This window comes from Pseudomonas fildesensis (assembly GCF_001050345.1).
Taxonomy (GTDB): Bacteria; Pseudomonadota; Gammaproteobacteria; order Pseudomonadales; family Pseudomonadaceae; genus Aquipseudomonas; species Aquipseudomonas fildesensis.
In genome coordinates, this window is the sequence record NZ_LFMW01000006.1 from 93922 (window position 1) to 108152 (window position 14231).

The window sequence follows — 14231 nt, forward strand, 5'->3', positions numbered from 1 at the left end:
GGCGGTGGGCCGTGCTGGGCAAGTCAAACTTAAAAGAGAACACACCTATGCTTTTTTCACGTAAGGCGGTTTCCAAGCGTCACTTGCTGCTGATTGCGGCCGGTTTCAGTACCGTACTCACCGGCTGCGCCACGTCGCCGGCTTCCAAGGTCGCGTCAAGCACCAAGGTCGAGTACTACCCGAACTGCTACGAGCCGGTGCAGCACCTGCGTGCGACCGATTCGGACATGACCAAGTCGGTCGTCACCGGCGCGGCCATCGGCGCTGCCGGCGGTGCACTGCTGGGCGCCCTGACCGGCGACAAGGACAAACGTGGCCGTAACGTCGCTATTGGCGCCGCAGGCGGCGCCCTGGCGGGTGGCGCTGCGGGTTACTACACCGAGCGTCAGAAGCAGATCAGCGATGACAACCAGCGCATTGCGTCCTACGCAGCTGACGTCAACAAAAGCGCCTCCGACATCGACCGCAGCACTGCGTACGCCAAAGCGTCCCAGCAGTGCTACCAGAGCGCGTTCACCAAGCTGGTGGCCGACCGCAAGGCCAAGACCGTCAACGACACCGAAGGCCGTAAACGCCTGGCGGAAATCGTGTCGGGCCTGAAAGAGTCGAATGACCTGATCGTTGCAGTCAACGGCAAGGCCAGCGAAGACCTGAACAATTACACCCAGGCCTACGAGAAAGACCTGCAACAAGTGGGCGTGCAGCGTAACGACGTCGTCACTGTTGCTACAGCGGATGTCACTCCGGCTGTCGTACCGGCCAAGAAAGGCAAGTCGACCGCCAAAGTCGTGACCAAGCGTCCGCCGCTGCCGGTTGTGCCGAAAGAAGCGGTCGCCACCGAAAAAACTATCCAGACCGCCCAGACCAAGCAAGCTGAAAGCAAGCAGGTCGCCAGCGCTGGCAAGGCACAGATCGAAGGCACTTGCCGCGATCCGAACCTGGCTGACTGGGCACCGGTACCTTGCCCTAACGTCTGAGTAACATGTTGCTATAAGCGTTAAACGCCTGCCGATCTCCCGCTAAAAGTACGAGATCGGTGGCGTTCCGCTTGCAAATCGTTACACTGCTGCGGCCACTCAATAATTAGACCGAGGCCGTGTGCATGAAATTTCGTCTTCTCCTCTGGGTGCTGGGCCTGATGATGGGCAAAGCCAGCCGCACCAATCCTGCCTTCCAGCAACAACTGGGTGACAAAGACCTGGCGTTCCAGTTGCAGACCCTCGACGGCAAGGTTGCCCGTCACTTCATCGTCAAAGACCAGCGCATCACCAGCCGCTCGGGTGTCCATCCTGCGCCGGCCTTCGCCATTGCCTTTAAAGACGCCGCCTACGGCTTCGCCACGATGCAGGCGAAGAACAAGCAACTGGCGTTCATGACAGGAATTCAGGACAAGTCGATCCAGATCAAGGGCAACCCGGCGCTGGTGATCTGGTTCCAGGGATTGACCAAGTATTTGAAGCCGAAGAAAAAGAAGGGCTAACTCTGATCGTTCCCACGCAGAGCGTCTGATCGTTCCCACGCTCTGCGTGGGAATGCCGCTTTGGACGCTCTGCGTCCGCTCTTAAAGTCGCGACGCGGAGCGTCCCAGGATGCATTCCCACGCAGAACGTGGGAACGATCAGTTTCAGGTCTAGCTGAACTGCGAAGCCAGCTCGCGCAACAGCACCTCAGCATCCAGCACCTTGGCGACCACGTCCTCAGCCTTGTCCCTGCTCAGCCCCAAACGCTCAAGCAACTCGTCAGGAATCGCTTCATCCGGTCCAGAGCCGATGCCACGGCTGCGCAGCAGGCGCACGGCCAGGCACACCAGGTTCGGGTATTCGGCGTATTGGCCGTCGTAGGTTGGGTCGTGCTGGAAGCGCAGGGCGGTGCACAGTTCGTCCGGCATGTCCCAGTAGCGCATCAGCCAGGCGCCGATTTGCTCGCGGCTGATGCCCAGCAAGTGTTGCTCGACATAGCTGTGGCACAGGTGAGGGTTGACCTCCAGGTGCCGGCAAATCAGTGAGAAGTGCGGCGGGAACACGTGGGCCAGGAGCAGGTAACCGAAGTTGTGCAGCAAGCCCGCCAGGTAAGTCAGACCGGCTTCCGGGCGCTGGGCGCGCGGCATGGCACGGGTCAGCCCTTCGATGACGGCAGCGGTGTAGATCGATTGGTGCCAGTAAGGCGTGGCCTGGTGTGGGTGGTCCTTGGGCAGGCTCAGGGTCTTGCCGAGGGCCAGGCCCAGTGCCAGGTTGATCACCAGGTCAAAACCCAGCACGCGCACGATGGCGTCTTCCACTGAGCGAATCTTGCCCGGCGATGCGTAGTACGGCGACGCGGCCCAGCTCACCACTTGGGCGGCCAGGGCTGGGTCGGTTTCCACGACGCCGGTGATGTCGTCGATGGTGGCATTGGGGTCGACGCGCAGCTTGATGATCTTCTGCGCGGTGTCGGCCAGCGGTGGAATCTCGATGGTCGCTTCCAGGCGTTGCTGGATACGGCGAGCGGTAAACGCCTGCATTGCCTGGGTGATTTCCTCGCGGTCATCATTGGGGCGGTCGAGGTTGGGGCGGATATTGCTCAGCGGCTCGCCGAATTGCGCGGCGCTGGCCTTGGTGAGCATGGTCTTGAAGGCGTCGCTGGAGATTTCCAGCAGCAGCCCGGCCTGGCCCGAATGCACCAGCAAGCTCGGCTCGTTGAGCAGGCTGCCTTCGTACAGGCATGGCGAACTGGTCAGTGGCGGCAGGCCCGGCAGCAGGCTCAGGTCATGTTTGCCCAGCATGCGCGCGACGCGATCGGGTGACACGGCCGTGAGGCGGCGGCCGGTCAGTTCGGCGAGGCGGTTGAGGTCGAGCAACTGGCTCTGGGGGAACAGCACCATGAGTGCGCCCACCGCATCTTCCAGCAGCACCGCCTGGATCTTTCGTGCAGGGTTCAGGCCAGTATGTTCGGCAACTTCCGTGTAGCTGATGGCGAGCTTTGCGAGCAGGGCCCGAATGACCGGCGGAGCGGTGAGCGGGGCTGTGGCGAGGGCAACTTCTGACATGGCCTGATCCAATTTCCTACAGTCGTTGGAGTATAACCAGCTTGTTACAGGTGTTGGTCGACTAACTGTGGTTTGTGACGTGGTCGGCTGTCGTACGCCGATCCTACAGGGATGCGCCGGGTGCGGAGCGGATCAGACCTGGCCGTATTGCTGGCCGTGCCTGAGCCAGCGATCCAGCAGCGGGCTGACATGATCGGGCCAGCGCTCAAGCAGTGCTTGCGCCGCATCACGCACGGCGGGCAGCAGGTCGGCGTCGCGCATCAGGTCGGCGACCTTGAATTGCAGCAGGCCGGTCTGGCGGGTGCCGAGCATTTCGCCGGGGCCGCGCAATTCGAGGTCTTTTTCGGCGATGACAAAACCATCGTTGGTCTCGCGCATGATGCCCAGGCGCTGACGGCCGATCTGCGACAGCGGCGGGTGGTACAGCAGCACGCAGTGGCTGGCGGCGCTGCCCCGGCCGACGCGGCCACGCAATTGGTGCAGTTGCGCCAGGCCGAGGCGCTCCGGATTTTCGATGATCATCAGGCTGGCGTTGGGCACGTCTACCCCGACTTCGATCACCGTGGTGGCCACCAGCAGTTGCAGGTTGCCGGCCTTGAACTCGGCCATCACCGCGGCTTTCTCCGCTGGCTTCATGCGGCCGTGGATCAGCCCGACCTTCAGCTCGCCAAGGGCACTGGTGAGGTCTTCATAGGTGGTTTCAGCGGCCTGGCAGGTCAGCTCTTCGGACTCTTCGATCAGCGTGCACACCCAATAGGCCTGGCGCCCTTCGGCACAGGCGCCGCGCACGCGCTCGATCACTTCCACACGCCGGGTATCGGTGACCAGCACGGTGTTGACGGGAGTACGGCCGGGCGGCAGTTCGTCGAGGATCGAGGTGTCGAGGTCGGCGTAGGCGCTCATGGCCAGGGTGCGCGGGATCGGGGTGGCAGTCATGATCAACTGGTGCGGATTCATGCGGCCGCCCACGCCTTTCTGGCGTAGGGCCAGGCGCTGTTGCACACCGAAGCGGTGCTGTTCGTCGATGATCACCAGGGCCAGGTTCTTGAACTTCACTTCGTCCTGGAACAGCGCGTGGGTGCCCACCACCATCGGTGCGCCGCCGGCGATCTGTTCCAGCGCCGCCGCGCGGACCTTGCCCTTGAGCTTGCCGGCCAGCCACGCCACTTCCAGGCCCAGGGGTTCGAGCCAACGTTTGAAGGTGATGAAGTGCTGTTCGGCGAGGATCTCCGTCGGCGCCATCAGCGCCACCTGGTAACCGGCTTCCAGCGCCTGCAAGGCGGCGAGGGCGGCGACTACGGTTTTGCCCGCGCCCACGTCGCCCTGGATCAGCCGCAGCATGGGTTCATGCTGGCTGAGGTCGTAGGCGATTTCATTGCCGACCCGCTGCTGGGCACCGGTTGGCGCAAAACCGAGGTTGGCCAGGTATTGCGCCGGCAGGCGCGTGGCCTTGGGCATCGCCGGCGCACGCAGGGAACGCATGCTTTCGCGCAGGCGTTGCTGGGACAGTTGGTGGGTCAGCAGCTCTTCGAAGGCCAGGCGGTGTTGCGCCCAGTGATGACCCAAGGCCAGCTCGTCGACATCGGCATCGGCGGGCGGGTGATGCAAATAGCGAATCGCATCGTCCAGCGGCGCCAGTTGATAGTCGCGGGCCAGTTCCTCGGGTAGCCAGTCGGGCAGGCTTTTCGGGCCGAGCATCGTCAGGGTCTGCATGCACAGTTGGCGCAGGCGCTGCTGGGTCAGGCCTTCGGTCAGCGGGTAGATCGGTGTGAGGGTGGTATCGACCGGTGGTGGCTCGTCGCCGGTAATGGCGCGATATTCCGGGTGGTAGATTTCCAGGCCGGAGGCGCCAGGACGGGCTTCGCCGTAGCAGCGCACGCGGGTGCCACGCTTGAGGCCTTCCTTTTGCGCATTGCTGAAATGGTAGAAGCGCAGGCTCAGGCCGCCCGTACCGTCCTGCAGGCGCACCACCAGGCTGCGGCGTTTGCCCATCACCACGTCGGCGCCGCTGACGGTGCCTTCGATTACCGCGTCCTGCCCTGGGCGCAAGTGGCCGATGGGCACGACACGGGTACGGTCCTGATAGCGCAGGGGCAGGTGGAACAGCACGTCCTGGAGGTTTTCCAGGCCGACCTTGGCTAGCTTCTCGGCCATGGCTTCACCGACACCCTTGAGTGCCGTCACCGACACCTGCGACAGCTCAGTCATACGGTTGCTTAGCTCGCAGCGGGCGGCTTGGCCACCGAGCACAGGCGGATCGAGTCGGCGAGGATCTCAATCGCTTTCGGCCGTGGGAAGCTGGCGCGCCAGGCAATCGCCACGGTACGGAACGGCACCGGCGGCGTGAGTGGGCGTACTGCAATAACGCCGGGGGCGTAGTGATGGCTGTCCACCGCCGACAGCGGCAGGATCGAAATGCCCAGGCCGGACGCGACCATGTGGCGAATGGTTTCCAGGGAGCTGGATTCCACGGTTGTGTGCTTGGCGCCGTCATTGCCCTTGGTCAGGGTCGGGCAGGCTTCCAGCACCTGATCGCGGAAGCAGTGGCCCTCACCGAGCAGCAGCAGGCTCTTGTCGTTGAGCAGGCCGGCGTCGATGGTGTCTTTCTGCGTCCACGGGTGGGAGGCCGGCATCAACACGTAGAACGGCTCGTCGTAGAGCGGCAGGGTCAGTACATCGGCTTCGTTGAACGGCAGGGCGATGATGATCGCGTCCAGCTCGCCGTTGCGCAGTTTGTCGCGCAGCACGTGGGTGAAGTTTTCTTCGATGTACAGCGGCATCTGCGGCGCGACGCGGTGCAGTTGCGGAATCAGGTGCGGGAACAGGTACGGGCCGACGGTGTAGATCGCGCCGACTTTGAGCGGTGCGGTCAGCTGGTTCTTGCCGGCCTGGGCCAGCTCGCGAATGCTTTGTGCCTGCTCAAGGACCTTCTGAGCCTGGGCAACGATGCCTTCACCCACCGGAGTGAGGCGCACGGCGCTTTTGCTGCGCTCGAAAATCAGCACACCGAGTTCGTCTTCAAGCTTTTTCACACCCACCGACAGCGTCGGCTGGCTGACATGGCAACGCTCGGCCGCGTGGCCGAAGTGCTGCTCTTGGGCGAGGGTCACGATGTAGCGTAATTCTGTAAGAGTCATAGCGGGCGTCCATGAGGTTGCGGGCCAAGCATACCGGCTGCAATCGATAGACGCACGTTATCAGAACTTTGGAGAGGATTGAGCGGGGAATGCGCGAGATTTTGGTTGTACGCAATTAAATGTGGGAGGGGGCTTGCTCCCGATGGCAGTGTGTCAGTCAAAGAGATATCGACTGATCTACCGCTATCGGGAGCAAGCCCCCTCCCACATTGCCCCCGCTATGTCTCTAGCGGCGACGCTTTTCGATGTTGTAAACGAACGGTGCGACGATCTCGACGCTCCCGCTCTTCACCATGTCGGCCGGTGGCTTGGGCAGTGGCTGGGCACGACGGATCATGTCCAGGGTTGCACGGTCCAGGTCGGCGTTGCCGGAGCGCCCCACCAGCTCGTACGACAGCACGTTGCCTTCGGCGTCGACCACGAAGCGCAAGCGGTTCAGGCCTTCCTTGCCACGGGCCTGGGCGCTCGCCGGGTACTTCTTGTACTTCTGCAAGTGCGCCAGCAGGGTGCCTTCCCAGGAGGCTTTGGCCGCGACCTGTTGGGGCGATGGGCCGGGCACGGGCTGGGCCGATTTTTCCGCCGGCGCATTGTTCTGTGGCGATTCGCTCGGTGGGTCCTCGGAAGGCTTCTCCTTGGGCGGGTCGGGCTTCTTCTCCACAGGCTTGGGCGGCTGAGGTTTGGGCTTGGGCTTGACCGGCTTGGGCACCTGGATCGTCGGCTTGGGCGCTTCAGCCAGCTTCGGCAGTGGCAGTTCTTCCACCGGTGCGGGCGGTTGCGGCGGCGTCACCACTTTCGGCGGAGCCGGAGGCGGTGGTGCCGGCGCGGGTGCCAGGTCGATGACCATGGCCGCCGGTGGCAGTTGGACCGAGCGCGGGGCCGACCAGTGGAGCGCGATAGCAATCGCGACGGCGTGCACGCCCAGCACGACGGCAAGGCTGGTGCCATAACGCGTCAGTTTGTGGCGCGTCGTGATCATTTCTTGGCTGCCGTCTCAAGTCCGACCAGGCCTACCTTAAGGTAGCCGGCTGCCCGCAGGGCATCCATCACGCTCATCAGGTCGCCGTAGTCCACGCCTTTGTCGGCCTGGAAGAAGATCGTCGTGTCTTTCTTGCCTTGGGTCTTGGCATCCAGCACCGGGCCCAGGCTTTCGGTTTTGACTTCTTCTTCGCCCAGGAACAGACGTTGGTCCGCCTTGACGCTGAGGAAAATCGGCTTCTCTGGCCGCGGCGTCGGCTTGGCGCTGGAGGCGGGCAGGTCAACCTTGATGTCCACGGTGGCCAACGGTGCTGCCACCATGAAGATGATCAGCAGCACCAGCATCACGTCGATAAACGGCGTGACGTTGATTTCGTGGTTCTCGACGAGCTCGTCGTCGCCTTGATTCAAATGCAGGCCCATGGCCGATTACCCCACTTTCACCATGTGCGGTTGCGAGCTGCGCTCGTTAGGCAAGTGATCGAGGTCGCGGCTGACCAGCAGCAGGACTTCTGCCGACGCGTCCGATACCTGGGCCTTGTAGCCGGCAATCGAACGGGCGAAGACGTTGTAGATCACCACCGCAGGAATCGCGGCAACCAGGCCGAGGGCGGTTGCCAGCAGGGCTTCGGCAATGCCGGGGGCCACAACGGCGAGGTTGGTGGTCTGGGTTTTGGCGATGCCGATAAAGCTGTTCATGATGCCCCACACGGTACCGAACAGGCCTACGAAGGGCGCGGTTGAACCGATGGTGGCAAGCACGCCGGTGCCATTGCTCATGTTACGACCGCAGGCAGCGACCAAGCGCTCCAGGCGGAACGCCACGCGCTCCTTTATACCTTCTTTTTCGCGGGTGTTGGCCGACAGGCGCATTTCTTCCAGCGCATCGTGCACCAGGGTGTTGGCCAGGGTGCCCTTCTTGGTCGCGCTTTCGCTCGCTTCCTTGAGGGTGGTGGCCTTTTTCAGGTGGACGATTTCAGTACGCAGACGACGCTTGGCGCCCAGCAGCTCGAAGCCCTTGGCGATCCAGATGGTCCAGGTGATGATCGAGGCGATGGCCAGGCCGATCATCACGATCTTCACGATGATGTCGGCGTTCTGGTACATGCCCCAAGGTGACAGGTCGTGGGCCATGCCCAGGGTGTTGTTTTCTTCCAGCACAACGCCGGTTTCGTCGGCGGCGGCAGGGTCTGCAACCTGGGCCGGATCGGTGGCGGCTGGCGCGGCGGCGGGAGTAGCCGGGGTGGCAGCATTCTGCTCGGCGGCAGCCGGAGCAGCGGGTGCGGTGGCATCGGCGAATGCGGCGGTCGGTGCCAGCATTACGCTGAACAGCAACGCAGCAATCGCGCGCCAGGCGCGGGATGGGCTGTGAGGCTTGGTTGGCGAAGCGGGGGTTGTATTACGTGTCATGCTGGCCGGACCTGAGAGGAAAAAAAGAGTGATCGTCCTGCCAGACCCTTGGAGGGGTCGAGGACAAATGGGCCGTTATTATTGCAAGTAATTCTTGTTAACAGAAGTAATACAGTAACTTTATTTGCCCTTTTTCTGGCCGTTGGTCATCTGTGAGGGCTAATCTAGACCTTTAAGAGCGGAGTTTTGTGATGTCTGTGCCTTCTGTTGTGATTGCCGGTTGCGGCGATGTGGGTAGTCGGCTGGCTAGCCAATTGCTGGCCTCGGAATGGGAGGTTTACGGCCTGCGGCGCGATATTTCGCGCCTGCCCGATGGTGTGATCGGCATCGCTGGCGATCTGTTCAATAAGGACTGCCCTGACACCTGGCCGATTGGCGGGGTGGACTATCTGGTGTATTGCGCCGCTGCGACGGACCACGACGAAGCCGGCTATCGCGCGGCTTATGTGCAAGGTTTGAAATATGTGCTGGAGTGGCTGGAGGATTACGGCCAGACGCCCAAGCATTTGCTGTTTGTGTCCAGCAGCAGCGTCTATGGGCAGCTAAACGGCGAGTGGGTCGACGAAACGTCCGAAACCCAGGCAAAGGGTTATTCCGGTCAGGTGATGCTTGAAGCCGAGCAGGTGGCGCTCAACAGCGGTATCCCGGCGAGCATCGTGCGGTTGACCGGGATATACGGCCCGGGCCGTGAGTGGTTGCTGACCCAGGTGCGCCAGGGTTATCGCGTGGCGATTGATCCACCTTTATATGGCAACCGGATTCATGCCGATGACGCGGCAGGCTTGTTGGCCTTTTTGTTGCGGCGGGTTGAGCTGGGCGGTTCGTTGGAGAAGATCTACATCGGCGTTGATGATGCGCCAGCGCCGTTGGCGGAGGTGGTGGATTGGCTGCGCGAATACCTGGGCGTGACGCAATGGTCCGAAGACGCCAGCGTGCGCCGTGCCGGCAGCAAGCAATGCAGCAATGCACGGGCCAAGGCGCTGGGTTGGGTGCCGACGTATGCGAGTTACCGGGAAGGGTATGCGGCGATCCTTGAAGGAAAGCGCTAAATGAAAAAGGAGCCTCAGGCTCCTTTTTTATCACTGCTTTTCCAGCAGCCATTGGCGCGGGCCAGGAGTGAGTTGCGGGATTTCGTCCGGCCGGGACAGGTTGATCTGCTTCAGTAACTCCATCCGTTTTCCGTAGCGGACGAAAATAAAACCGTCTCCCGAATAAACATTGCCTAAAAGCAGGGTGTCATTGCCTGCGCCTTGCGTGGCGCAGCCTCCTCCGAGGCATAACTCGTAACGATCATTTTGCGTCAGGCCTGACAAGCGCCCGTCAGCCGTGAACTCTACGGTGTTGCCGGCGCCAGGGCCTTCAATGATTTTCCATTTGCCGGCCATATAGGCTGCGTTCAGTGCCTGCCTGAAAGTCGTGCCCCACCTTGCACCGGCAGGCGCTGGTTGTGCAGCCCGTCGGAACACTTGCCCGGGATAACTTTTTGTAGGCAGCTGAGTGAGTTGCGTACCGTCCGATTGCAGTTCGTCGGTGCCGTGGCCGTTGTAGTCGACTGTCCAGTTGCCGGAAGCGTTTGGCAGCAACTGGCCGTCAGCCGCTTCAAATGCATTGCTGAACTGGGCCTTGCCGGTGCGGGTATCGATATTCCACTCCAGGTTCAACCCATTGGCGCCGATGGCTTGAAGTAATGAGCGGCCTTGGGCTGCACTATCAATGGCCGCTTGGTTGATCCAGAGGCCGCTGATGTCTGTTGCCAGGGGTTTGGGGGAGCAACCGCCCAGGAGTATCAGGCTAAAGATAAGTAGTGTGCGCATGGGGCAATCCGGGAAGGGGTAAAAACCATGTCGCAGACTAAAGAAAAAGGAGCCCGTGGGCTCCTTTGTTCTGTATCACTGTTTTTCCAGTAACCACTGTCGCGGCCCGGGCGTAAACGAAGGCACTTCGTCCGTCTGCGCGGTGTTGATCGCCTGGAATATCTCCAGCTGCTTGCCCTTGCGGGCGAAGATCCAGGGGTTGCCCTGGCCGTTGAGTTGCAGCCAGATGCTGTCGTAGCCGCCGCTCATGGAAGCGCAATCGCCCGCCAGGCATAGCGAGTAGCGGTCGACGCCAGGCAAGCCGGCAACCTTGCCGTCCGCCTGGAACTGCACCGTGGCGCCGTTGCCGAAGCCGTCAGTGATCTTCCAGTCGCCGCCCATATAGGCTGCGTACAGCGCCCGTTCGAAGTTGGCACCCAGTGGCGCGCCCTCCGGAGCGGGGTCCTTGGCGCGTGCAAACAGCTGCTCAGGCTCGTTATCGTTGGCCACTTGCAGCAGTTGTTTGCCTTTGCGCTTGAGTTCGGTGGCGGAGCTGCCGTAGAAATCAACGCTCCAGGCGCCGGATTTTTCACCGAGCAGCTTGCCTTCGGCGACTTCAAATCCGTTGTAGTAGCGCGCCTGCGACGCCTTGGTGTTGACCTCCCATTCGAGGTTCGGGCCAAAGCTCTGCAACGCTTCACGCAAAGGGCCGCCCTTGGCTGCCGCATCGATGGCGACCTGGTTGACCCAGGTGCCGCTCACATCCAGGTCGGCGGGATTGCTGGCACAGCCGCCGAGCAACAGGGCGAGCAACGAAGAGGCTACAAGCGCTTTGCGCATCACGAAATCCTTTTAAAACGAAGTCGGCGCAGCCCGTGGAGGCTGCGCCGGTGTTTTACTCGATGACCAGAATCGCGTCCATCTCAACCTGCGCACCCTTTGGCAGGGCAGCAACGCCGATGGCGGCGCGGGCAGGGTAAGGCTGTTCGAAGTACTTGCCCATGATCTCGTTGACCTTGGCGAAGTGGCTCAGGTCGGTGAGGAAGATGTTCAGCTTGACGATGTCCTTGAACGAACCGCCAGCGGCTTCAGCCACGGACTTGAGGTTTTCGAAGACCTGTACGGTCTGGGCTTCGAAGCCTTCAACCAGTTCCATGGTCTTTGGGTCCAGCGGGATCTGGCCGGACATGTAGACGGTGTTGCCCGCCTTGATCGCCTGGGAGTAAGTACCGATCGCGGCCGGGGCCTTGTCGCTGGTGATAACAGTCTTGGTCATGAATGACTCCTTGTAATGGATGGGCTCATTTGAAGAGCTATGCACGCATACGGGTGATGCGGATGACCCCGGTCAAGGCGCGCAGTTTCTTGATCACGCGGGCCAGGTGCACGCGGTCGTGTACGCTGACCACCAGTTGGACCACGCTGATGCGACCATCGCGTTCGTCCATGCTGATTTTCTCGATATTGCCGTCGGCCGCGTTGACGCTGCTGGCCAGCAGGGCGATCAGGCCGCGCTGGTGTTCCAGCTCGACCCGCAGTTCGACGTTGAATTCGCCGGTGACATCCTTGGCCCACGAGAGCTGGATGCATTTTTCCGGGTTGTGGCGGATCTCGCTGATGTTGCGGCAGTTGTCCAGGTGCACGACCATGCCTTTGCCGGCAGACAGGTGGCCGACAATCGGGTCGCCGGGGATCGGCGTGCAGCACTTGGCGTAGCTGAGCACCAGGCCTTCGGTGCCGCGAATCGCCAGCGGGCCTTCGGCGCTTGGCAACTGTTCGCCTTCGCCCAGCAGGCGGCGGGCGACCACGTAGGCCATGCGGTTACCCAGGCCGATATCTTCCAGCAGGTCTTCGATGGTTTCCTGGCGGTACTCGTGGAGCATCGCTTGCACGCGCTCCTCCGGGATCTTTTCCAGGGCGCTGTCGAAACCGTTGAGCACCTTGTTCAGCAGGCGTTCGCCGAGGCTGATGGACTCGGAACGGCGCTGCAGTTTCAACGCGTGACGGATGTGAGTGCGCGCCTTGCCGGTGACCACAAAGTTAAGCCACGCCGGGTTCGGGCGGGCGCCCGGTGCGCTGACGATCTCCACCGTCGAGCCGCTTTGCAGCGGTTCGGACAGCGGGGCCAGGCGACGGTTGATCCGGCAGGCGATGCAGCTGTTGCCGACATCGGTGTGCACCGCGTAGGCAAAGTCGACCGCCGTGGAGCCTTTGGGCAGCTCCATGATCCGGCCCTTGGGCGTGAACACGTAGACCTCGTCCGGGAACAGGTCGATCTTCACGCTTTCGATGAATTCCAGGGAGTTGCCGGCACGTTGCTGCATTTCCAGCACGCCTTTGACCCACTGGCGGGCGCGGGCATGTGTGCCTTTTGGCTGTTCGTCGCCGCTGGATTTGTACAGCCAGTGGGCGGCGATGCCGTTGTTGGCCATCTCTTCCATTTCCCGCGTGCGGATCTGGATTTCGATCGGCACCCCGTGCATACCGAACAGCGTGGTATGCAGCGACTGATAGCCATTGGCCTTGGGAATGGCGATGTAGTCCTTGAAGCGGCCCGGCAGGGGTTTGTACAAATTATGTACAGCGCCCAGCACGCGGTAGCAGGTGTCGACCTTGTCGACGATGATCCGGAACGCGTACACGTCCATGATCTCGTTGAAGGCTCGACGCTTGCCGCGCATCTTCTTGTAGATGCCGTAGATGTGCTTCTGCCGGCCGCTGACCTCGCCCTCGATCTCGTCAATCGCCAGGCAATGGCTCAGGGACTCTTCGATCTTGTTGACGATTTCCTTGCGGTTGCCGCGGGCGCGCTTGACCGCCTGGTAAATACGCGCCGAACGCATCGGGTGCATGGCCTTGAAACCGAGGTCTTCGAACTCGATACGAATGGCATGCATGCCCAGCCGGTTGGCGATGGGCGCGTAGATTTCCAGGGTTTCCTTGGCAATGCGCCGGCGTTTTTCGCCGGACAGCACTTCCAGCGTGCGCATGTTGTGCAGCCGGTCGGCCAGCTTGACCAGAATCACCCGGATATCGCGGGCCATGGCCATGGCCATTTTCTGGAAGTTTTCCGCCTGGGCTTCGGCCTTGGTCTCGAAGTTCATTTGGGTCAGTTTGCTGACCCCGTCGACCAGTTCGGCCACGGTTTCGCCAAATTGCGCACTGAGCGCTTCCTTGGCGATGCCGGTGTCTTCGATCACGTCATGCAGCATCGCAGCCATCAGGCTCTGATGGTCCATGTGCATGTCGGCCAGAATATTTGCCACCGCAAGAGGATGGGTGACATACGCCTCGCCGCTACGGCGGCGTTGGCCGTCGTGGGCTTGTTCGGCGTAGAAATACGCTCGGCGGACCAGGTTGACCTGGTCTGGGCCGAGGTAGGTCGATAAGCGATCGGCGAGGGCGTCTATGCTCGGCAAAGTGTTAACTCCTGCCGTTGGCTGTGACCCCGCGCCGTGCTACGTCGACCAGGCATAGGCTTAGACGGCCTCGTTGGACTCGTCCTCGAACGCTGCAAACAGCGGTTCGTCTTCAACGATTTCGGCGTTGGCGATGAACTCGTAGCTCATCAGGCCTTCAGCGATTTCACGCAGGGCTACAACGGTAGGCTTGTCGTTTTCCCACTGGACCAGGGGCTCTTTGCCGCCAGTGGCCAGTTGACGGGCACGCTTGGTAGAGAGCATGACCAGCTCAAAGCGGTTTGCCACGTGGTCTAGGCAGTCTTCAACGGTTACGCGGGCCATGATATTCCTCGGAGCGGATGCAAGATGCGCGCTGCCCGGTTGGGCGAGCGGACTGAACAGTTTAAAAAATCACCAGCGTTTAGGGAAGCGCTGATTTTTCCAAGTTCCCTGAAAACCGCTGCAAGTGCCAATGTAAAGCCCTTACAGC

Annotated in this window: 14 protein-coding genes; 3 read left to right on the forward strand and 11 right to left on the reverse strand. The window is 61.6% G+C overall.

The features are described from left to right. Nucleotides 1–47: 47 nt before the first annotated feature. Nucleotides 48–977 carry a type VI secretion system-associated lipoprotein TagQ gene (gene tagQ / locus ACR52_RS10110; protein ID WP_048723592.1) on the forward strand — a complete coding sequence of 310 codons (930 nt, stop codon included), beginning with the start codon at nt 48–50 and terminating at the stop codon, nt 975–977. A gap of 125 nt (nt 978–1102) precedes the next feature. Further along, complete coding sequence (locus tag ACR52_RS10115) at nt 1103–1480, forward strand: hypothetical protein (RefSeq protein ID WP_025856364.1); 378 nt, start codon at nt 1103–1105, stop codon at nt 1478–1480. 150 nt (nt 1481–1630) lie between these two features. Here ACR52_RS10115 and ACR52_RS10120 read toward each other — a convergent pair whose 3' ends face one another. The 6 genes from ACR52_RS10120 to exbB form a co-directional block, all read right to left on the reverse strand. Further along, nucleotides 1631–3025 carry an aminoacyl-tRNA deacylase and HDOD domain-containing protein gene (locus ACR52_RS10120; protein WP_048723595.1) on the reverse strand — a complete coding sequence of 465 codons (1395 nt, stop codon included), beginning with the start codon at nt 3023–3025 and terminating at the stop codon, nt 1631–1633. Between the two features lie 132 nt (nt 3026–3157). After that, nucleotides 3158–5233, reverse strand: coding sequence for an ATP-dependent DNA helicase RecG (recG, locus tag ACR52_RS10125; protein WP_048723733.1), 2076 nt, complete (start codon nt 5231–5233; stop codon nt 3158–3160). 8 nt (nt 5234–5241) lie between these two features. Continuing rightward, on the reverse strand, nt 5242–6162 hold the full coding sequence (locus ACR52_RS10130) for a hydrogen peroxide-inducible genes activator (RefSeq protein WP_003213305.1): 921 nt from the start codon (nt 6160–6162) through the stop codon (nt 5242–5244). Between the two features lie 226 nt (nt 6163–6388). After that, complete coding sequence (locus tag ACR52_RS10135) at nt 6389–7138, reverse strand: TonB family protein (protein ID WP_048723597.1); 750 nt, start codon at nt 7136–7138, stop codon at nt 6389–6391. Then, nucleotides 7135–7560: a TonB system transport protein ExbD gene (gene exbD / locus ACR52_RS10140; RefSeq protein WP_048723598.1), complete on the reverse strand. Its 426-nt coding sequence runs from the start codon at nt 7558–7560 to the stop codon at nt 7135–7137. The genes ACR52_RS10135 and exbD overlap by 4 nt, the downstream gene beginning before the upstream one ends. A 6-nt stretch (nt 7561–7566) precedes the next feature. Beyond that, complete coding sequence (gene exbB, locus ACR52_RS10145) at nt 7567–8547, reverse strand: tonB-system energizer ExbB (RefSeq protein ID WP_048723600.1); 981 nt, start codon at nt 8545–8547, stop codon at nt 7567–7569. Nucleotides 8548–8738: 191 nt separating this feature from the next. On the opposite strand from exbB, the gene ACR52_RS10150 reads away from it, so the two are divergent. Next, on the forward strand, nt 8739–9596 hold the full coding sequence (locus ACR52_RS10150) for an SDR family oxidoreductase (protein ID WP_048723602.1): 858 nt from the start codon (nt 8739–8741) through the stop codon (nt 9594–9596). A 30-nt stretch (nt 9597–9626) separates the two neighbouring features. Here ACR52_RS10150 and ACR52_RS10155 read toward each other — a convergent pair whose 3' ends face one another. The 5 genes from ACR52_RS10155 to rpoZ form a co-directional block, all read right to left on the reverse strand. Further along, the gene (locus ACR52_RS10155; RefSeq protein ID WP_048723604.1) at nt 9627–10361 is read right to left on the reverse strand and encodes a hypothetical protein; all 735 of its coding nucleotides are present in this window, start codon (nt 10359–10361) and stop codon (nt 9627–9629) included. Nucleotides 10362–10436: 75 nt separating this feature from the next. After that, on the reverse strand, nt 10437–11180 hold the full coding sequence (locus ACR52_RS10160) for a hypothetical protein (protein WP_048723607.1): 744 nt from the start codon (nt 11178–11180) through the stop codon (nt 10437–10439). A 55-nt stretch (nt 11181–11235) separates the two neighbouring features. Beyond that, entirely contained in the window at nt 11236–11616 is a 381-nt protein-coding gene (locus ACR52_RS10165; protein WP_003176922.1) for a RidA family protein, read from the reverse strand. Nucleotides 11617–11653: 37 nt separating this feature from the next. Beyond that, nucleotides 11654–13759, reverse strand: coding sequence for a bifunctional GTP diphosphokinase/guanosine-3',5'-bis pyrophosphate 3'-pyrophosphohydrolase (spoT, locus tag ACR52_RS10170; protein WP_048723610.1), 2106 nt, complete (start codon nt 13757–13759; stop codon nt 11654–11656). Nucleotides 13760–13819: 60 nt separating this feature from the next. After that, nucleotides 13820–14083: a DNA-directed RNA polymerase subunit omega gene (rpoZ, locus tag ACR52_RS10175; RefSeq protein ID WP_017735757.1), complete on the reverse strand. Its 264-nt coding sequence runs from the start codon at nt 14081–14083 to the stop codon at nt 13820–13822. Nucleotides 14084–14231: the final 148 nt, after the last annotated feature.

Coding starts and splice junctions, on each gene's coding strand:
- ACR52_RS10165 (WP_003176922.1), bottom strand. CDS start 11,616: ATGACCAAGACTGTTATCACCAGCGACAAGGCCCCGGCCGCGATCGGT.
- ACR52_RS10150 (WP_048723602.1), top strand. CDS start 8,739: ATGTCTGTGCCTTCTGTTGTGATTGCCGGTTGCGGCGATGTGGGTAGT.
- ACR52_RS10130 (WP_003213305.1), bottom strand. CDS start 6,162: ATGACTCTTACAGAATTACGCTACATCGTGACCCTCGCCCAAGAGCAG.
- recG (WP_048723733.1), bottom strand. CDS start 5,233: ATGACTGAGCTGTCGCAGGTGTCGGTGACGGCACTCAAGGGTGTCGGT.
- exbB (WP_048723600.1), bottom strand. CDS start 8,547: ATGACACGTAATACAACCCCCGCTTCGCCAACCAAGCCTCACAGCCCA.
- ACR52_RS10155 (WP_048723604.1), bottom strand. CDS start 10,361: ATGCGCACACTACTTATCTTTAGCCTGATACTCCTGGGCGGTTGCTCC.
- rpoZ (WP_017735757.1), bottom strand. CDS start 14,083: ATGGCCCGCGTAACCGTTGAAGACTGCCTAGACCACGTGGCAAACCGC.
- ACR52_RS10120 (WP_048723595.1), bottom strand. CDS start 3,025: ATGTCAGAAGTTGCCCTCGCCACAGCCCCGCTCACCGCTCCGCCGGTC.
- ACR52_RS10115 (WP_025856364.1), top strand. CDS start 1,103: ATGAAATTTCGTCTTCTCCTCTGGGTGCTGGGCCTGATGATGGGCAAA.
- ACR52_RS10135 (WP_048723597.1), bottom strand. CDS start 7,138: ATGATCACGACGCGCCACAAACTGACGCGTTATGGCACCAGCCTTGCC.
- ACR52_RS10160 (WP_048723607.1), bottom strand. CDS start 11,180: ATGCGCAAAGCGCTTGTAGCCTCTTCGTTGCTCGCCCTGTTGCTCGGC.
- tagQ (WP_048723592.1), top strand. CDS start 48: ATGCTTTTTTCACGTAAGGCGGTTTCCAAGCGTCACTTGCTGCTGATT.
- exbD (WP_048723598.1), bottom strand. CDS start 7,560: ATGGGCCTGCATTTGAATCAAGGCGACGACGAGCTCGTCGAGAACCAC.